Here is a 17,993-nt window from a genome sequence, read left to right as displayed (position 1 = left end):
ACGCTGTGGGAAAAAGAGAACTCATACGTCTGACTTTGGTGAGCGGGGTGGTGGTCCTGGTGGATCAGATCACCAAAAAACTGATCATGGTCCACCTGGCCTTGTATGAATCCATTGAGGTGATTGATAATTTTTTCAATATCACCCATGTGCTGAATCCGGGCGGGGCGTTCGGTTTTTTTGCCACCCAGTCCCAGCTGGTGCGCAACCTGGTTTTTCTGGTATTATCGTCCTGTGTGGCTTTGTTTGTCTGCTGGTTCTACAGCCAGGTGGCCAAAACCCATGTGTTTCTGTCCTGGGGCCTGGCCCTGATTTTCGGCGGTGCCATCGGCAATCTCATCGACCGGTTCCGGTATGGCCATGTGGTGGATTTTCTGGATTTTTATGTGGGCACGGCCCACTGGCCCGCGTTCAATGTGGCGGATTCCGCCATCAGTATCGGCATGGTGATTCTGGTTTATCATGTGATATTTAAAAAAATGCCGGAGATGTAACATGCATCCGATTCTTGTCCATTTTGGCAGTTTTACGCTGTACACATACGGGTTTTTCCTGGCCATGGGGTTTCTGGCGGCAATCTGGTTTTCCAAACGCAATGCCCGGTTTTACGATCTCAAGCCGGATGATATTTCCGATCTGTTTTTTGTGATCCTGATATCCGGCATTGTGGGCGCCAGGCTGTTGTATGTGATCATCAATTTTGATGATTTTAAGGCCAGTCCCCTGGATATATTCAAGCTCTGGAACGGGGGCCTGGTGTTTTTCGGCGGGTTTATCGGGGCGGTGGCTGCTTCCATTGTGACCCTCCGGATCAAGAAACTGCCGTTTTTCAAGACCGCGGACACCATTGCGCCAGGCGTGGCCCTGGGGCACGGCATCGGCCGGCTGGGGTGTTTTTTTGCCGGATGCTGCTATGGGCGGCAGTGTGATCTGCCCATTGCCGTGCAGTTTTCCCATCCGGACAGCCTGGCCCCGCTGCATGTGCCCCTGCACCCCACCCAGATCTACATGGTGGCGGCCAATCTGATTCTGTTTCTTATCCTGATATTTCTCCAGCGCCGCAAGCGGTTTCATGGGATGATTTTTTTAAGTTACATTATTTTATATTCCGTGTTCCGGTTTATCATTGAATTTTTCCGGGGGGATTTCCGGGGCGATTTTTTCTTGGAATTTTTATCCGTATCCCAGGGAATCGGGATTCTGGCCATTGTCATTGCCCTGGCGGCAATGGTGAAACTGGCCTTGTCTTCTCGTGGCGACCGTTAAACATCCCGGCCTGGAACAATGGCTGGCCGATGCCGGCAATTCCGTGCCCGGATTTGTCCTGTGTGCCGGGGAATCCTATCTGGTGCAAAAAGCCGTGGACGGGATCAAAACCAGCCTGAACCCGGGCAATTCCCGCGGGTTTCACCTGGAAACCCTGGATGGCCGCACCACGATCATGGGAGATGTGATCGAGCAGATCTCCACGTTTTCTTTTTTTGGGGAGAAAAAAATGGTGCTGGTCCGGCAGGCCCCGATGTTTGCGGTCAAAGCCGGGGCAGGGGAGGTGTCTTATTCGGAAAACGACCTGAAGCGGTTGTCTGACGTGGTTGAAAATGGCATTCCGGAGGGGCATTTTCTGGTGATGACCACACAATCCCTGGACCGGCGCAGAAAAATCGTCAAAACCCTGGAAAAAACCGGGTTGATCATTGACTGCACCGTGCCCCAGGGCGCCAGAAAAGCGGACATGGATGATCAGCGCCAGGTACTTCAGAACATGGCCGGACAAATTTTAAAGCAAAACGGCAAAACCATGGCGCCGGCGGCATTTTCCGAGCTGGCGGACCGCACGGGGTTCAATCCGGCCCTGTTTGCCCAGAACCTTGAAAAATTGACGGCATATACAGGGAATCGTCCGGACATCACCCGCACGGATGTGGAAGCCGTTATTCTTCGGGACAAAAAAGACCCGATTTTCAGCCTCACCAATGCGCTCATGGAAAAAAACACGGGGGATGCCCTGATGTATCTGTCCTCATTGCTCAAAGACGGGTTTCATGAGTTGCAGATTCTTAAAGCCTTTGAAAACCTGGTGAGGCGCATGCTCCTGGTCAAGGCGTTTATGCTGGATTTTTCCAAGAATCACCCGGATATCAGAATGGACCGGATGAATTTCAATGCTTTCAAACAGCAGATCATGCCGGCCATCATCGCCCATGATCAGGCGGCCCGGGATCAGGCAAAGACAGCGGTCAAAGACCTGGTGATCGCGCCGAATCCCAACAGCCCATATCCCGTGTTTCAAACCGTTGAAAAATCCGCCCGGTTTTCCTTAAATGAGATCCGATCTGCGCTTATTTCTCTGGGAGATCTTGATTATGCCCTGAAATCGTCATCCATCAGTGCGCAAGCCGGCATTGAACAGTTTGTGATGACATTCTGCAAAAAAGGAGGCCCGCACCATGCCGCGTAAAACCAAAATCATTGCAACCATTTCCAGCCTGAACTGTTCCAAAGCGTTTATTGAACGACTGTATCGGGCCGGCATGAACGTGGTCCGGCTCAACACCGCCCACATGACCCATGACGATGCCCTGAAGGTGGTGGAAAACACCCGGGCCGTGTCTGAGAAAATCGGTATTCTGGTGGATACCAAAGGGCCTGAGATCCGGACCTGCGATGCCGTGGAACCCCTGATCGTCCGCAATGGGGATTTTGTGAAAATCAAAGGCGATCCCGCCGGGGTCTCCTTTGGTGACCTGATTTACGTGTCCCACAAAGGCTTTGTCAATGATGTCCCCATGGGCAGTTCCGTTCTGATTGATGATGGCACCGTGGCCATGGCCGTGGTGAGCCAGAAACCGGATTATCTGGTGTGTCAGGTGGAAAACGACGGGGTGATCCATCCCAGAAAAAGTGTGAATATCCCGTCCGTGCATGTGAAGCTGCCCGCGCTGAGCAAAAAAGACATCGGGTTTATTGAACTGGCCGCCGACCATCGTCTGGATTTTATTGCCCATTCTTTTGTGCGCAACAAAGAAGATGTGCTGGCGGTGCAGGAAATCCTGGACCAAAAAAAGTCCCGGATCAAGATTATCGCCAAGATCGAGAACAGTCACGGGGTGGAAAATATCCATGAAATCCTGGACCATGCCTATGGGGTGATGATTGCCAGAGGGGACCTGGCTGTGGAGATTCCCACGGAAAAAATCCCATTGATTCAGAAAAGGATCATCACCACCTGCATTGAAAGGCGGCGGCCCGTGATTGTGGCCACCCAGATGCTGCATTCAATGATCGATTCCCCGCGTCCCACCCGGGCGGAAGTGTCGGATGTGGCCAATGCCTGCCTGGACAGGACCGATGCATTGATGCTGTCCGGGGAGACCGCCAGCGGCAAATATCCGGAAGTGGCAGTGAGAACCATGGCCAAAATTGCCATGGAAGTGGAAACCAATTCAAGCAGCTTTATCAACACCCCGTATACATCGGAAAAAATCGTGACTGCGTACCTGGCCAAGGCGGCGGTCAAAGCGGCCTTGCGGTTGAACACCAAAGCCATTGTGGCGGATTCTCTGACCGGGAACACCATTCTGGCCTTGGCCGCCTACCGGGGGGACAATCCCATTTATGCCCAGGTGTATGACAAACGGGTGATGCGGCAGCTGTCTCTATCTTTCGGGGTGTCGGCGGATTACATTCCCATGAGCGCCGGATCCATGGAAACCTTGAAACTGTCCATCTGCCGCATGCTGGAAGAAAAAAAACTGGCGGACGATTCATTGATCATTGTACTGGCCGGCAGTTTCGGGCCGGCCCATGGGGCATCGTTCATTGAAATCGCCACAGCCGGCGCGTTAAAGGAAAAATGCGTGACGCTCTAAGCCGGTTGAAACAATTCTTCCGCATTGTATGAACTTCTCACAAACGGTCCGGACGCCACTTTTTTAAATCCCATGTGCCGGGCGGTGTCTGCCAGGTCATCAAATTCTTCGGGCGGATAGAATTTTTCCACGGGCAAATGGTTCCGGGTGGGCTGAAGATACTGGCCGATGGTGAGCATGTCGCACCCGTGATCCGCCAGATCCTGCAACGTTTTTTCCAGTTGTGCCCGGGTTTCGCCCAGGCCCGCCATGATGCCGGATTTGGCCGGCATGTCCGGGTTCAGGCGTTTGACGTTTCTCAGCAGGTCCAAGGATCGCTGGTACACGGCTTCGGGCCTTGCTTGTACATACAAATCAGCCACGGTTTCAATGTTGTGATTGATCACGTCCGGACCGGCATCCATCACGGTTTTCAGGGCTTCGATATCCCCTTGAAAATCCGGAATCAGCACTTCCACCCGAATGGTCTGATCCTTATCCTGTCCCATTTTCTTGATGGCGCGGATCACAGCGGCAAAATGGGCGGCCCCGCCGTCGGGCAGGTCATCCCGGGTCACGGAGGTGACCACCACATAGTGAAGGCCCAAATCCATGGCTGCTTTGGCCACCCGGGCCGGTTCATCCGGATCCACAGGCAGGGGCGGGCGGGCCGTGATATTGCAGAAACGGCAATGCCGGGTGCACTGGTCCCCTAAGATCATGAACGTGGCCGTGTCTTTGGAAAAGCATTCAAACATGTTGGGGCAGTTGGCTTCCTGGCAGACCGTGTGAAGCTTGGCACCGGACAAAAGCCGGGTGACCCGGGCATAATCGCCGCCTCTGGGAAGATGTTTTTTCAGCCAGGCCGGCTTTCCTTTTTTTTCAGCACAATGATGCATGGGCAGACTCCTTTACCGGATGAAAATGAAACCATTGACAGAAATAGGTTATCAGGGTTTCTTTGATGGATTCCATGGGAAGCGGGGGATCGGGCAATCCCCGGTCTTTGAGTTCCTGTTTCAGGGAGGTCATTAAAACACCGGACATGCCGCAGGGATTGATCCAGGAAAACGGGGTCAGGTCCAGGGACACGTTCAATGCCAGGCCGTGGATGCTGATGCCGTGTTTGATGGACAGCCCCACGGATCCGATTTTTTTTGAATCTGTCCACATGCCGTGGTTCCGGGGATCCCGATGAATGGGCACGCCGAAATCTTTGGCCGTCTGTCCCATGATCTCCTCCAGCCCGTACACGAAATCCGTGACTCCGATTCTGGCCTGTTCCAGGTCCACCACGGGATACAGCACGGCCTGACCCGGACCGTGATAGGTGACATTGCCGCCTCGGTCCGTCTGCACCAGGGCCACGCCCCGGTCTTTGAGAAATTCTTCAGACCGGGTCAGGTTTTCCTGTCCGCCGTTTCTGCCGAACGTGAACACGGACGGATGCTGGACAAAAAAGATTTTGTCCGGCCGGGTCCGGTCTTCAATTTTTTCTTTGCGGGCGGTTTCCTGGAAATTCAGTGCCGTGGTGTATTCCAGGAGACCTAAATCCTGGAATACACCGGCACGGGACAGGGTGTTTATCCTCTGAGACATGGCTTTCTGGCCGCGGCCACTTCATCCAGGCGGGTCACCTTGGGCAGCACCGGGGCGGAAGTCAGTTTTTCCGGATCGGTTTGTGCTTCTTTGGCAATGGCTTTCACCGCATCGATGAACTGGTCGATGTCCTCTTTGGATTCGGTTTCCGTGGGTTCCACCATGAACGCGCCGTCCACCACCAGCGGGAAATAGACTGTGGGCGGATGAAATCCGTAATCCAGCAGCCGTTTGGCCATATCCATGGTGGAGATGTGATATTCCTGCTGTTTGGCATCGTTGAACACGCATTCATGCATGCACGGCCGGTCATAGGGCAGGTTCAGGGTCCCTTTGAGGGATTCCTTGATATAATTGGCATTGAGCACGGCCAGGCGGGAGGTATCCAGCAGGCCCTGTGCCCCCATGGTCAGAATATAGGCATACGCCTTGATCATGACCCCGAAATGCCCGTAAAACGTGTGGAGCCGGCCGATGGAATCCGGACAGTCTGTCACGAATTTGAACGTATCCAACTCTTTTTCCACCCGGGGAACGGGCAGAAACGGCGTTAGTTTTTCATTGACAGCCACGGGACCGGACCCGGGTCCGCCGCCGCCGTGCGGGGTAGAAAAGGTTTTGTGCAGGTTCAGATGAAGCACGTCAATGCCCAGTTTCCCGGGTTGCACCACACCCATGATGGCGTTCATGTTGGCACCGTCCCCATATACCAGCCCGCCCTTGGCATGGACGATCTCGCAGATCTCTTTGATGTTTTCCTCAAACAGCCCTAAGGTATTGGGGTTGGTGATCATGATACCTGCGGTTTCTTCATCCATGATTTCAGCCACAGCCTCAGGCTCCAGAATCCCTTTGGGGCCGGATTTGAGGTTGACGCTTTTGTATCCGCACAAGGTGGCCGAGGCCGGGTTGGTGCCGTGGGCCGTGTCCGGAATGATGATCTTGGACCGCTGTCGGCCCTGTTTGGCGTGATAAGCATGGATAATCAGCATGCCGGTGAGCTCGCCATGGGCTCCGGCAGCCGGTTGCAGCGTGACGGCATCAAACCCTGTGATTTCCGCCAAAGAGCGTTCCAGGTCATACATGAGCCGCAACGCCCCCTGGGAGCATTCATCACCGGCCAGGGGATGGGCCCCGGCAAATCCCTGGCGGGCCGCCTGAACTTCGTTGGTTTTGGGGTTGTATTTCATGGTGCAGGACCCTAAGGGGTACATGCCGGAATCCACGCCAAAGTTCCACTGGGACAGCCTGGTGTAATGTCTTACCACGTCCAGCTCGGACAGCTGGGGCAGGTTCGGGGTATCTCCGGTCAGTGCCGGATCCAGAGGGGACCGTTCCACGTCTGCTTTGGGCAGGGAAATGGCGCACCGGCCTTCACGGCTTTTGTCCCACACATTGGGTTCGTTGAATATCAATCCTTTGGTGCCTGGCCGCTGAGTCATCATGCCACCTCCTTTGCCAGCTGATCCATCTGCTGTTTCGACACTTTTTCCGTGGCGCAGAACAGGTAATGGTCGGTAAGTTCTGGGTAATACGGGGCCAGATCCAGACCGGCGAAAACGCACTGCCGGTTGATCAGATCGATCCGTTTCCGGTTGAAATCCCTGGGGGCTTTCATCACAAACTCGTTGAAAAACGGCGGGTCAAACACGGGTTCAAACCCGGCACCCGCAAGCGCGGATTTCAGGTACATTGCCTTGTCATGGTTGAGCTGGGCGATTTCCCGGATCCCGATCTTGCCGATGGTAGACAGATACATGGCCGCAGTCATGGCATTGAGTCCGTTGTTGGAGCAGATGTTGGACGAGGCTCTCTCCCGGCGGATATGCTGTTCCCGGGTGGACAGGGTCAAAACATACCCGTCATCCCCGTTGCTGTCTTTGGCCCGGCCCACCAGACGTCCGGGCAGGTCCCGCATGAGTTTGGATGTGCCGGCCAGAAGTCCCAAGCCCGGACCGCCGAATGTTTTGGCAATGCCTAAGCTCTGGCCTTCACCTGCCACCAGATCAGCGCCGAATGATCCCGGGTTTTTCAAAATTCCCCAGGCCAACGCTTCGGTAAAAGAGGTGATGAACAGGATTTTTTTGGCATCCGCCACTTTTTTGACCGCAGCCAGATCTTCGATATGCCCGAAAAAGTTGGGGGACTGCACGGCCACGCCGGCAATGCCGTCCATGGCTTCCAGGGCCGTCATATCAGTGAGACCGTCTTTGGTATGAGGGATCAGCACCATCTCGTACCCGCTAGGTTTGAGATAGGTGTCGATGATTTCCCGGTGGCTGGGATGCACCAGGTCGGACACGGCGATCTTGTCGGCTTTTTTATTTTTGCGCAATGCGATCAACGCGCATTCGGCCAGGGCCGTGCCGCAGTCATAATGGGACGCTGTGGCAATGTCCATGCCCAACAGATCCGTGACCATGGTCTGGAACTCGTAAATGCCCTGGAGGGTTCCCTGGCTGACTTCCGGCTGGTACGGGGTGTAGGCCGTGGCGAATTCAGACCTGGATACCAGATAGGGAATGATGGCCGGAATATAATGGTCATAGCTGCCGGCCCCGATCAGGCAGGTGTAGCCTTTGCAGGCAATATTTTCCGAAGCCAGTTTTTCCATGTAATCGTTGAGTTCCCACTCACTCATGGGCTCCGGCAGGTTCAGGCCGTCTTTGACTTTGACGGCATCCGGAATGGTTTTAAACAGGTCATCCAGAGACCCGGCTCCGGCAACGGCCAGCATCTTTTGGATATCTTCCTGTGTATGAGGCAGATAACGCATAGGATTTATCCTTTCAGCATCTCAAGGTATGCGGCTTTGTCCATCAGTGCATCCATTTCAGAAAGGTCGGATGGTTTGACTTTGATGATCCATCCGCTCTGATAGCAGTCTTCATTCACATTTTCCGGCGCATCTTCCAGATCTTCGTTGATGGCCACGATCTCGCCGGAGATGGGCATGTACATTTCAGATACGGCCTTGACCGATTCCACGGACCCGAACTCATCTTCTGCGGAAAAAGAATCCCCCACTGCGGGCATTTCCACAAACACGATTTCTCCCAGCTGATCCTGGGCATAATCATTGATGCCGATGGTCACGGTATCCCCGTCGGCTTTGGCCCATTCGTGATCTTTGGTGTATTTGACGTCTTCAGGTAAATTCAGTTCATTGATGTCTTTCATGAGAGCCTCCTTTTTAATTTAAATAAAATGGGTGATTTTTTTTCTGGCGGTTCTGTCCGGCCGGATGTCAGTGACGATGGTCACGCTGATGGCGCGCTTGCCCTCTTTGAGCATGAGTTTTGTGCCCGGTTCCAGGTGTTTTGAAACCATGACAAATCCGCAGGCAATGCCTTTAATTTTAATGTTGTCCGGCAGATCCGAGGTGTTGATGCTGACAATTTTTCCCTCATGCCAGGTGATGCCCATGTCCGTGGCACAGGTGAGCACATGCCCGATCTGTTGTTCGTTTTCGTCAAACACGCCCGTATTTTCACCGGCAGCCACTTTTCTCAAGCTGTCTCCCACAAAGGGAAATACATATACATCATTTTTTTCAGGCACCAGGGCGGCAGCGCCCAGAAAATCCTTGGTAAAACCGGATTTGTCCGAATTATAAGGTAACGCAAAATCCCAGGGATGGTTCATGAATTTGAAATGACCGATATCCTGGTGGGACAGGGGCAGCCCGGCCCCGGCCCGCAGAGAATCCCGGGCACCTAAGCCGCAGGCCGTAATGCCGAAAGATTCGCCGGCCGCCAGCACCTGTTTCCACAGATCCACAATCGCGTTAGGGGCAATGAAGATCTCAAATCCGAACTCTCCGGTATACCCGGACCGGGACAGCAGCACGGGGGTGCCGTTTTTCAGTTTCGACGCACCCGCTTCCGGATGATTCGGATCAAAATGACCTTTAAAGGAGAAATAGGGCATTTTTCCAAACACGGTGTCCGGAGACTGGATCAGTTTTGACAGAATCCGCACGGAATCGATTCCCTGGATATCCATTTTGGCGATCCTGTCGGTGAGGTCCGTGATCGTGACATCCCGGTCTTTTTTGTGTTTGTTCAGGTGGTCAGAAATCGCACCGCCCATACCGGCGTTCACACAGACCATGAACGAGGTGCCGGAAAATTTGTACACAATGGCGTCATCCAGACAATGCCCTTTTTCATTCAGGAATGCGCCGTACACACACCGGCCCACGGCCAGAGGTGTCAGATCTCTTGTAAAACAGAAATTGAGCAGAGAGAACGCATCCGGTCCTTCCACAGTGACACAGGCCATGTGGCTGGTATCAAATATGCCGGCGGAAGTGAGCACGGCCAAATGTTCATTTTTGACTCCGGTGTCATACCACAGGGGCATGTCATATCCGCCGAAGTCAGCCATGTTGGCACCGGCATCCAGGTGCCATTGGTGCAATGGTGTGGTTTTCATAATAATGACCTTCAAATTTAAAGATTAAAAAATATAGGGAACCTTTAAATTATATGACTTGTATACAACAAAGGTTTCCACGGACCGGACACCGTTAATCTTGGCGATTTCTTCAGTGTAAAATTCCAGAAGTCCGAATTCTTTTTTAAACATGACCATGATCAGCAGGTCAAACCGTCCCGTGACCACATTGGTATGAATGACCCCCCGAAGCCGGCTGATCTCCTCGCCTTTTTCCACCAGATTCATCTCTGACAGTTTGATGCCGATGATCACCACCCGGTGACCCGGGAGCATGTCAGGATCCACCAGACCGCAAATCTCCAGTACGCCTTCTTCCTGCAATTTATTCACTCGGGACCGGACGGTGTTTTCCGTGATTTCAAGCTTGTCCGCAATTTTCTTGAAAGACCTTTTTCCCTGTTTGAGTTCTCTGATGATGTCGATATTTGTCTGATCTATTTTCATTCCACCTCTTTTATGCTGATAAAGTGAGGAAAACATAAATTTTTTTTAATTATCTTGATCATTAGACCAGATTAATGATAATGTCAATTAATTTTTAAAAAATTTGTGAAAAATGAAATTAAAAAAAGACAAATTAATAGATTTTCCATGAAAGGAGGAGGCATGACTGAAAAAATCGTGGTGATCGGCGGAGGGCCGGGGGGGTATGTGGCGGCGTTGCGGGCCGCGACTCTGGGCGCGGATGTGACCGTAATCGAAAAAGAGAACTTAGGGGGCACCTGTCTCAACTGGGGATGTATTCCATCCAAAATCATGAAAAATACGGCGGATATTCTTCAAAAATGCAGAAAAGCCCTGGATTTCGGCATTCAGCTGGAGGGGGCGGTGCTGCCGGACATGGCCGGGCTCATGGCCAGAAAAAACAAGATTCTGGCATCCCAGCGGGCCGGCATTGACGGCCTGCTCGAGGGACGAAAGGTCAATGTGATCAAAGGTTGTGCCAGAATCACCGGACCCGGGGCCCTGGAAGTGACGGGTGAGGATGATATCACGGCATCCTTGAGCTGGAACAAACTTATTATTGCCGTCGGGACCCGGCCGATGAATGTGCCGGATTTTGCCTTTGACGGCAAAAAGATTCTGTCTTCCAATGATATTCTGGTGCTGGATCATGTGCCGGAATCCATGACCATCGTGGGCGGCGGGGTGATCGGATGCGAATTCGCAGGCATTTTCACGGCCCTGGGCACCCAGGTGACCATCGTGGAAGCCATGTCCCGGCTTTTGCCGTTGCCGTCCGTGGATACGGCCGTGTCCAAACTGTTGCTCAGAGAGATGAAAAAACAGAAAATCACGGTGCTCTGCGACACTGTGGTGACGGCATGTGACACGTCCGGCAGCGGCTGCCAAATTTCTCTGGCCAAAAGCCCGTTCACGGACAATCCCAAAGCCAAAGATCCCAAAACCGATACCATTGCCTCGGATCTCATGGCCGTATGCATCGGCCGGACCCCGCTGTCCAAGGATCTGGGACTGGATACCATCGGCCTGGATACGGTCGGGCCCGGATGGATTGATGTGAATGACAGAATGGAAACCGCTGTGAAAAACGTGTATGCCATCGGCGATATTCTGGGACCCTCCCGGGTGATGCTGGCCCATGTGGCGTCCCATGAAGGGCTGGTGGCCGCCGGCAATGCCATGGGAGAAAATCAAACCATGGGGTATGATGCCGTGCCCGGGGCGATTTTTACCATGCCGGAAATCGGGACTGTGGGACTCAGCGAAGAGGAAGCCCGGAAAAAAGGCCTGGAGGTGGACACGGCATCCGTGAACTTCCGGGTCCTGGGCAAAGCCCATGCCATTGACGAAATTGCCGGAGAAGCCAAAATGATTGTGGACAAATCCTCGGGCCGGGTCCTGGGAATGCATCTCATCGGTCCCCACGCCACGGATTTGATTGCCGAAGCCACCCTGGCCATTGAAAAAGGGTTGACGGCCAAAGACATCGCCCATACCATCCATGCCCATCCCACGCTGGCGGAAATCATGGGAGAAGCAGCGGCCAAAGCAACGGGCATGCCGCTGCACGGGTAAAAAGCTGCTGCATCAATACCTGCCGGGACTGGCGCTGGTACAAACGTTCAGCCCGGCAGTAATTTTTGATCGTTAAAATTTTGTTTTTGCCGCATTCATTGTGTGCTAAAGTGAATGCCCGTCTTATTAAAAGGGGGGTATTATACTTTAGCTAAAGGGAAAACAGCGTTAATGATCGAATTTTTTAATATTCGTACGCTTTTGCTGGTTTTTGGGGGGACCCTGCTGGTATCGGCTGTTTCCATGGCCTGCTACACACTCAACCGAAAAATTTATGGCAATTTTCGTCTATGGACCTTAGGGATGGGATCACTGTCCCTGGGGTTTCTGTTGATCAGTTTTCGGGATCTGATACCGGATCTGTTCAGCATCGTGCTGGCCAATATTTTGGTTTTTTCAGCGATTTTCTTAACTTACATGGGGTTCACACATCTGAGCGCGCGACCGGTTAAAACCGGAAAGCATCTGGTATTTGCCGGTTTGCTGTCTTTGGTTGTGGTGCCTTGTTTTACCTATTGGGTCCCCAGTGTCGATGCCCGCATCGTCATCAGTTCCTTTTATGCGCTGATTTATCTCGGGTTGATTTTTCGCGTATTTATATTCCAGACCCCGGCGGTCCGGTTCCGGGACAATATTTTGCTTGTCATATCCCTGATATTGCTGTTTGTGCTGTTTTTTGCCCGGGGGACCTTTTACCTGGTTTCCGGGAGTACCTTTGACAGTTTCATGGAAAGTGCCCCGTTCCATGAGATGGTTTTATTCAGCCTCATATTGTTGCAGTTTGCCTTTGTGATGGGGCTGATGCAGCTCAATTCCCAGCAGCTGGAACACGATCTGCTTGAAAAGGAAAGACGGCTGAAGAAAAATCAAAAACAGTACCGCCAACTGGTGGAAGAATCTCTGCAGGGCCTGGTGATTGCCAGAGATCGTCCCGCACGGCTGGTGTTTGTCAGTTCACCCATGGCAAGGATTTCCGGATATACACCGTCTGAACTTAAAAATTTCACACCGGAACAGCTCAAGGGTATCCTTCACCCGGAGGACCGGGCGCTGTTTTTCAGCAATTTTAAAAACCGACTGGCTGGTATGGATGTCTCTCCTGTTCAGCAATACCGGATTCGTCATAAAACAAAAGGGTACCGGTGGGTGGAAACCTACACGGCGCTGATTGACTTCGATGGCCAGCCTGCGGTCCATTCCCATTTTCTGGATATCACCCAAAAAAAAGAAGCCGAAGATATTAATGTGGCCATGTTCAAAATCCTGGGTGCCGTTACCACGGCCCGGGATCTGAACGATCTGTTTCAGACCATTCATGAATCATTGTTTCCGATCATCGATGTGACCAATTTTTTTATTGCGCTCAAAGATCCTCAGACCCATACCCTGTATTTTCCATATCATGTGGATACGGCTGATGATGATTTTCTTCCCATTGAGTTTGATAGTGCAAAAAACAACTCATTGACCGGCCTTGTTTTTGCAAAAAAAGAAGCGGTTCTGCTGAATCGGGAAGAACTTCGGAAACGGGAGGCAAACAACCAGACATGGGGACCTTTGGCCGTCATCTGGATGGGGGTCCCTTTAGTGGTTAAAGACAAGGTGCTCGGGGTGGTGGCCGTACAAAGCTATACAGATCCGGATCTTTATACACGCAAGGATCTTGAGGTGCTGTCGGCCGTGTCCCATCAGATGGCGCTTGCCATTGAACGCAAACAGGCTCAGGAGGCTCTGGTGGAAAGTGAAAAAAGATACCGGTATCTTTTTTCCCATGCCCCGGCCGGGATCTGTGAAGTGGATTTTGAAAAAAATAGATTTTTCCGTGTCAATGATGTTATTTGTAAATTTTCAGGATATACCCAGGCCGAATTCATGGACATGAAGCCATTGGATCTTCTGACAAAAAAAAGCCGGGACCGGTTCAAGGAACGGATTGCAAATCTGGCTGCCGGTGAACCGGAAACAAAAGATATTGAATATGACCTGATTTCCAAACAAGGAAAACAATTAACGGTTGCCGTGACCCTGGATTTTGCCCATGACGACAAAAAACTGAGCCATACCCTGGTGGTGATCCATGATATTTCCTGGCGTCAGAAGATTGAAAAGGAAAAAATCAAGGCCCAGAAGCTGTTGGGTGAACAGCAGAAACTGGCCCTGATCGGCCAGGTGGCAGGGAAAATGGCCCATGACTTCAACAACATTCTCGGAGTGATCATGGGGAATGTTGAACTGATGCTCATGGACCATGATGATCCCGACTTACAAAAAATGCTCAAAAGAATACTGGCGCATACGGAAAAAGGGCAGTATCTGACCCGGAACCTGATTGCGTTTGCCAAAAATCAGGCCCCCCGGCAGAAATATTTTTCGCTCAACCAAAAGATCGATCTGGCACTGGCGCTGATGAAAAAAGATCTGGAAGGTATTCATATCCAGCGGTCATATGATTCGGATCTGCCCGATGTCCTGGCTGATCCGGGCATGATCGAGCACTCCCTGATCAATTTGCTGCAAAATGCCGTCCATGCCCTTTCAAAAACCGAAACTCCCAAGATTATTCTTGACACCTGTGTGCGTGAGGCCAACATCTGTCTGGAAATCAAAGACAACGGCTGCGGTATTCCTGAATCGCATATCCATGATATTTTTACCCCTTCTTTTACATTAAAAGGGGGAAAAGATGTCATCGGTGCCTATGCACCCGGTATCAAAGGCACGGGCTATGGCATGGCCAACATCCAGAAATATGTTCATCAGCATCAGGGAACCATTGAAGTGACGTCGGTCCTGGATCAGGGCACCTGTGTGCGAATCTGTTTCCCGGTGATCGAAAAGCAGCTGACAGCCGAAGAAAAGGAAAAAATAGCCGGGACCGCTATCCGGACAGGCCGGTATATCCTGGTGGTGGAAGACGAACCTGACATTTCCGGTGCACAGCACCGGGTGCTGTCCCAGGCCCCTTGTCATCATCAGGTGGATGTCGCAGCCGATGCGGCCACTGCCATGGATCTGTTCGATCAAAACAGATATGATCTGATCAGCCTGGATTACATGCTTGCCGGTTCAAAAACCGGAATGGATGTTTACCGGCATATCCGCCGCATTAACTCTTCAGTCCCGGTGCTGTTTGTTTCAGGCAATATCGAATTCATCGAAGCCATCAAGCCGTTGATGGAAAAAGACCGGTTTGTGGCCCATCTGTCCAAACCCTGCCGCATGGGCGCGTATGTCGAACATGTCAACCAGATGCTGGCCGGATAGTTCAAGCCCCCAGATACGCTTTTTTTACCTCGGGATTATCCAGCAGTTCATCCGTGGGCCCTTCCAGCACCAGGGAACCGTTTTCAATCACATACCCCCGCTGGGCAAACTTCAGAGCCAGCCGGGCGTTCTGCTCCACCAGCAAAATGGTGGTGCCCAGTTTGTTGATCTCCCTTAAGGCATCAAACATGTCCAGCATGAGCAGGGGTGCCAGTCCCATGGAGGGTTCATCCAGAAGCATCATCTGGTGTCCGGACATATATCCTCTGCCAACGGCCAGCATCTGCTGCTCACCGCCGGACAGGGTGCCTGCCAGCTGGTGGCGGCGTTCTTCCAGCCGGGGAAACAGGTCAAACACCCATTTTCGGTCCGCTTCAATCTGGTCTTTGTCTTTTCTGGCAAAACAGGCCAGTGTCAGGTTTTCCGTTACGGTGAGGTTTCCGAAAATACGGCGGCCTTCCGGCACATGGGAGATCCCCAGTTTTGACACCACTTTGTCTGCTGAATATTTTAAAATGTTCCGGCCGTTGAATTCCATGACAGATCCGGATTCACAGGGGATCATCCGGGAAATGGCCCGCAGAGTGGTGCTTTTTCCCGCCCCGTTGGCACCGATGATGGTGAGGATTTCTCCGGCTGCCACGGAAAAACTGATGCCGTGAAGGGCCTTGATATTGCCGTAGGATACATTCAGGTTTTGGATGTTCAGCTGCATCAGGTCATATCCTCCTTGCCCAGATAGGCTTCTATCACCTGGGGGTTGTTCTGGATTTCTTCCGGCGGGCCTTGGGCGATCACTTCCCCGAATACCAGGGTCTGGATGGTTTCACACAGCTCCATGACAAATTTCATGCGGTGTTCGATCAGGAAAATCGCCACATTGAAATCCTGGTGCACCTGGCGGATGATGCGGATCATTTTCACCAGTTCATCCGGGGTCATGCCGGCCGTGGGTTCATCTAAAAACAGCACCTTGGGTTTGGTGGCCATGGCCCGGGCCATTTCCACCCGGCGCTGGGCCCCATAGGGCAGGCTGGTTACAAGATCATCGGCATATTTTTCGATATCAAACAATTGCATGAGACGGTGGGCATTTTCCCTGACCCGGTTTTCCTGGTCCCGACAGGCACGAGAGTTGAAAAACGCCCCCAGCAGCCCATAGTCCAGCTGTGCATAATGGGCCATGCGGATATGGTCCACCACATTCATATGCCGCCACAACGCCAGGTTCTGGAATGTCCGGCCCAGGCCCATGGCGGCGATCTGATTGGTTTCAAGGCCTTTGATGTTTTTGTTTTCCAGCCGAATCTTTCCTTCCGTAGGGGTGTACACCCCGGTGATCAGGTTGAAAATAGTGGTTTTGCCGGCCCCGTTGGGGCCGATGAGACCGAAAATCTGTCTGGGTGCAATGTTCAGGTTATAGTTATGAACAGCCCGCAGCCCGCCGAAAAAATGGGTCATGTTTTCAACATGCAGCAGTGCGGTCATGGGGACACTCCTTGTTGGCGTTTGTGTTTGGCTTCCAGCAGTTTTTTTGCATTGATCTCCGTAAAAGAGATCAGCCCATAGGGCCTGAAAATCATGACAAAGATCAGAATCAACGGAATGATGATCCATTTGAACAGTTCCAGGGGACGCAACGCCTCACCCAGCACATTGATACTCACCGCGCCCACAATGGAGCCCACAATGGAGTTGAGACCGCCGAAGTAGACCATGGCCAGAATTTCCGCCAGGCGGTTGATGCTGAACATGCCCGGGTTGATATAGGTGAGCACATGGGCAAAAAGACCGCCGGCTACACCGGCCCAGAAAGCACCGAACATAAAGGCGGTCATTTTTGTTTTACGGGTTTTAACTGTCATGGATTCTGCTGCTGCTTCATCATCTCTCACCGTATTCAATGCCTTGCCCAGAATCGAGGTGACAAAGTTGTGGATGACCCAGATGCACAGCATCGTCCAGAAAAAAATCACGGGCAGCGGGGCAAGATCCGGCTGTCCCCCCATACCCCTGGCACCGCCGATGATGTTCAGGTTTTCCACCGCAGACTTGACAATAAACATGAATGCCAGAGAGATAATGGCCAGGTAATCCCCCCGGGTGCGAAAAGAGGGGATGGCCACAGCCAGTGAACCGATGGCGGCGGCAGCGCCTCCCACCACCAGCACCAGCGGGAAAAGATAGGGACCCAGGGCCGGGGGCAGCAGGGCCGTGCCGAAAATTTTGTCATTGGTGAACAGCACCAGAGTCAGAATGGAAGACACATATGCCCCTAAGGCCATGAACCCGGGATGGGAGCAGGAAAATTCCCCCTGGTACCCGTTGATGACATTGATACTCACCGTGAGAATAATGGAAACAAGGGTGAGTTTGACCACCAGGACCCGGTAGTCGTTAATGCCTGCCCACAAATGGAGAATGGCATAAAAACAGACCAGGTGGATGACCGCGGAAAGCCACAACGGCAGCTTTTCCAGCAAGGCAGCCCCGGGGTTGGTGATAAAACAGGAAAGTTTTGCCACGGCCAGCACCGGGATGACGTAAACGATCAGGTCATAGGCAAGGGCACCGGGGATCATCACGGGTTCCTTGAGCATGATCAATGCGCCGAACAGCACCGGTATTTTGGGCAGACCCAGGTAATAGGAGATATAATCATACCCCCAGAAATATTCAATCAGCACGGCTGCGAGGATACCCAGAAACCATCCCAGCATGGGTACTGTTGAAAACATTTGTTTGAATTTTTGTAAAATTCCCATTTGACGTTCCTGTGAG

General features: G+C 52.3%; 16 protein-coding genes. 6 read left to right on the top strand and 10 right to left on the bottom strand.

Going from position 1 to position 17,993, the window contains the following annotated elements; genetic code table 11:
* The first annotated feature begins 5 nt into the window (after positions 1-5).
* From lspA to pyk, 4 genes are read left to right on the top strand one after another with little or no spacing between them, the layout of a single operon-like run.
* A complete protein-coding gene (gene lspA / locus DPO_RS13560; protein WP_040011930.1) occupies positions 6-494 on the top strand; it encodes a signal peptidase II in 489 nt (162 codons plus the stop codon).
* Position 495: 1 nt separating this feature from the next.
* Positions 496-1,266, top strand: a complete 771-nt coding sequence (gene lgt, locus DPO_RS13555) for a prolipoprotein diacylglyceryl transferase (protein ID WP_006966578.1) — start codon at positions 496-498, stop codon at positions 1,264-1,266.
* The gene (gene holA, locus DPO_RS13550; RefSeq protein ID WP_006966577.1) at positions 1,253-2,458 is read left to right on the top strand and encodes a DNA polymerase III subunit delta; all 1,206 of its coding nucleotides are present in this window, start codon (positions 1,253-1,255) and stop codon (positions 2,456-2,458) included. Before lgt ends, holA begins: the two co-directional genes overlap by 14 nt.
* Positions 2,448-3,869, top strand: coding sequence for a pyruvate kinase (gene pyk, locus DPO_RS13545; RefSeq protein WP_006966576.1), 1,422 nt, complete (start codon positions 2,448-2,450; stop codon positions 3,867-3,869). The genes holA and pyk overlap by 11 nt, the downstream gene beginning before the upstream one ends.
* On the opposite strand, the gene lipA is transcribed toward pyk, so the two are convergent.
* Genes lipA through DPO_RS13510 form a run of 7 tightly spaced genes read right to left on the bottom strand, consistent with a single transcriptional unit; the run spans position 3,866 to position 10,352 of the window.
* Positions 3,866-4,747, bottom strand: coding sequence for a lipoyl synthase (gene lipA / locus DPO_RS13540; protein ID WP_006966575.1), 882 nt, complete (start codon positions 4,745-4,747; stop codon positions 3,866-3,868). The genes pyk and lipA overlap by 4 nt on opposite strands.
* Positions 4,731-5,447, bottom strand: coding sequence for a lipoyl(octanoyl) transferase LipB (gene lipB / locus DPO_RS13535; protein WP_006966574.1), 717 nt, complete (start codon positions 5,445-5,447; stop codon positions 4,731-4,733). The genes lipA and lipB overlap by 17 nt, the downstream gene beginning before the upstream one ends.
* On the bottom strand, positions 5,432-6,889 hold the full coding sequence (gcvPB, locus tag DPO_RS13530) for an aminomethyl-transferring glycine dehydrogenase subunit GcvPB (protein ID WP_024334576.1): 1,458 nt from the start codon (positions 6,887-6,889) through the stop codon (positions 5,432-5,434). The genes lipB and gcvPB overlap by 16 nt, the downstream gene beginning before the upstream one ends.
* Complete coding sequence (gcvPA, locus tag DPO_RS13525; protein ID WP_006966572.1) at positions 6,889-8,223, bottom strand: aminomethyl-transferring glycine dehydrogenase subunit GcvPA; 1,335 nt, start codon at positions 8,221-8,223, stop codon at positions 6,889-6,891. The genes gcvPB and gcvPA overlap by 1 nt, the downstream gene beginning before the upstream one ends.
* A gap of 5 nt (positions 8,224-8,228) precedes the next feature.
* Positions 8,229-8,627, bottom strand: coding sequence for a glycine cleavage system protein GcvH (gene gcvH, locus DPO_RS13520; protein ID WP_006966571.1), 399 nt, complete (start codon positions 8,625-8,627; stop codon positions 8,229-8,231).
* An 18-nt stretch (positions 8,628-8,645) separates the two neighbouring features.
* Positions 8,646-9,884 (bottom strand): aminomethyltransferase family protein, encoded by a 1,239-nt coding sequence (locus DPO_RS13515; protein WP_006966570.1) that lies wholly within the window; start codon positions 9,882-9,884, stop codon positions 8,646-8,648.
* A 24-nt stretch (positions 9,885-9,908) separates the two neighbouring features.
* Positions 9,909-10,352 carry an Lrp/AsnC family transcriptional regulator gene (locus DPO_RS13510; protein ID WP_006966569.1) on the bottom strand — a complete coding sequence of 148 codons (444 nt, stop codon included), beginning with the start codon at positions 10,350-10,352 and terminating at the stop codon, positions 9,909-9,911.
* A 162-nt stretch (positions 10,353-10,514) separates the two neighbouring features.
* On the opposite strand from DPO_RS13510, the gene lpdA reads away from it, so the two are divergent.
* Together lpdA and DPO_RS13500 are read left to right on the top strand one after the other, a co-directional pair.
* Positions 10,515-11,948, top strand: coding sequence for a dihydrolipoyl dehydrogenase (gene lpdA, locus DPO_RS13505; protein WP_006966568.1), 1,434 nt, complete (start codon positions 10,515-10,517; stop codon positions 11,946-11,948).
* A gap of 171 nt (positions 11,949-12,119) precedes the next feature.
* Complete coding sequence (locus DPO_RS13500) at positions 12,120-15,212, top strand: PAS domain S-box protein (RefSeq protein ID WP_006966567.1); 3,093 nt, start codon at positions 12,120-12,122, stop codon at positions 15,210-15,212.
* A 1-nt stretch (position 15,213) separates the two neighbouring features.
* On the opposite strand, the gene DPO_RS13495 is transcribed toward DPO_RS13500, so the two are convergent.
* Genes DPO_RS13495 through DPO_RS13485 form a run of 3 tightly spaced genes read right to left on the bottom strand, consistent with a single transcriptional unit; the run spans position 15,214 to position 17,977 of the window.
* Complete coding sequence (locus DPO_RS13495; RefSeq protein WP_006966566.1) at positions 15,214-15,927, bottom strand: ABC transporter ATP-binding protein; 714 nt, start codon at positions 15,925-15,927, stop codon at positions 15,214-15,216.
* Positions 15,927-16,700: an ABC transporter ATP-binding protein gene (locus tag DPO_RS13490; protein WP_006966565.1), complete on the bottom strand. Its 774-nt coding sequence runs from the start codon at positions 16,698-16,700 to the stop codon at positions 15,927-15,929. The genes DPO_RS13495 and DPO_RS13490 overlap by 1 nt, the downstream gene beginning before the upstream one ends.
* The gene (locus DPO_RS13485; protein WP_006966564.1) at positions 16,697-17,977 is read right to left on the bottom strand and encodes a branched-chain amino acid ABC transporter permease; all 1,281 of its coding nucleotides are present in this window, start codon (positions 17,975-17,977) and stop codon (positions 16,697-16,699) included. The genes DPO_RS13490 and DPO_RS13485 overlap by 4 nt, the downstream gene beginning before the upstream one ends.
* Positions 17,978-17,993: the final 16 nt, after the last annotated feature.

The organism is Desulfotignum phosphitoxidans DSM 13687, from assembly GCF_000350545.1.
Lineage (GTDB): Bacteria > Desulfobacterota > Desulfobacteria > Desulfobacterales > Desulfobacteraceae > Desulfotignum > Desulfotignum phosphitoxidans.
Note: the sequence above shows the minus strand (reverse complement) of the source record. Positions and strands in the feature narration are given on the sequence as shown.

What these genes read in the sequence shown, in the direction of transcription:
- lgt (WP_006966578.1), top strand. Translation starts at nt 496, where the DNA reads ATGCATCCGATTCTTGTCCATTTTGGCAGTTTTACGCTGTACACATAC.
- pyk (WP_006966576.1), top strand. Translation starts at nt 2,448, where the DNA reads ATGCCGCGTAAAACCAAAATCATTGCAACCATTTCCAGCCTGAACTGT.
- lipA (WP_006966575.1), bottom strand. Translation starts at nt 4,747, where the DNA reads ATGCATCATTGTGCTGAAAAAAAAGGAAAGCCGGCCTGGCTGAAAAAA.
- lipB (WP_006966574.1), bottom strand. Translation starts at nt 5,447, where the DNA reads ATGTCTCAGAGGATAAACACCCTGTCCCGTGCCGGTGTATTCCAGGAT.
- gcvPB (WP_024334576.1), bottom strand. Translation starts at nt 6,889, where the DNA reads ATGACTCAGCGGCCAGGCACCAAAGGATTGATATTCAACGAACCCAAT.
- gcvPA (WP_006966572.1), bottom strand. Translation starts at nt 8,223, where the DNA reads ATGCGTTATCTGCCTCATACACAGGAAGATATCCAAAAGATGCTGGCC.
- gcvH (WP_006966571.1), bottom strand. Translation starts at nt 8,627, where the DNA reads ATGAAAGACATCAATGAACTGAATTTACCTGAAGACGTCAAATACACC.
- DPO_RS13515 (WP_006966570.1), bottom strand. Translation starts at nt 9,884, where the DNA reads ATGAAAACCACACCATTGCACCAATGGCACCTGGATGCCGGTGCCAAC.
- DPO_RS13510 (WP_006966569.1), bottom strand. Translation starts at nt 10,352, where the DNA reads ATGAAAATAGATCAGACAAATATCGACATCATCAGAGAACTCAAACAG.
- lpdA (WP_006966568.1), top strand. Translation starts at nt 10,515, where the DNA reads ATGACTGAAAAAATCGTGGTGATCGGCGGAGGGCCGGGGGGGTATGTG.
- DPO_RS13500 (WP_006966567.1), top strand. Translation starts at nt 12,120, where the DNA reads ATGATCGAATTTTTTAATATTCGTACGCTTTTGCTGGTTTTTGGGGGG.
- DPO_RS13495 (WP_006966566.1), bottom strand. Translation starts at nt 15,927, where the DNA reads ATGCAGCTGAACATCCAAAACCTGAATGTATCCTACGGCAATATCAAG.
- DPO_RS13490 (WP_006966565.1), bottom strand. Translation starts at nt 16,700, where the DNA reads ATGACCGCACTGCTGCATGTTGAAAACATGACCCATTTTTTCGGCGGG.
- DPO_RS13485 (WP_006966564.1), bottom strand. Translation starts at nt 17,977, where the DNA reads ATGGGAATTTTACAAAAATTCAAACAAATGTTTTCAACAGTACCCATG.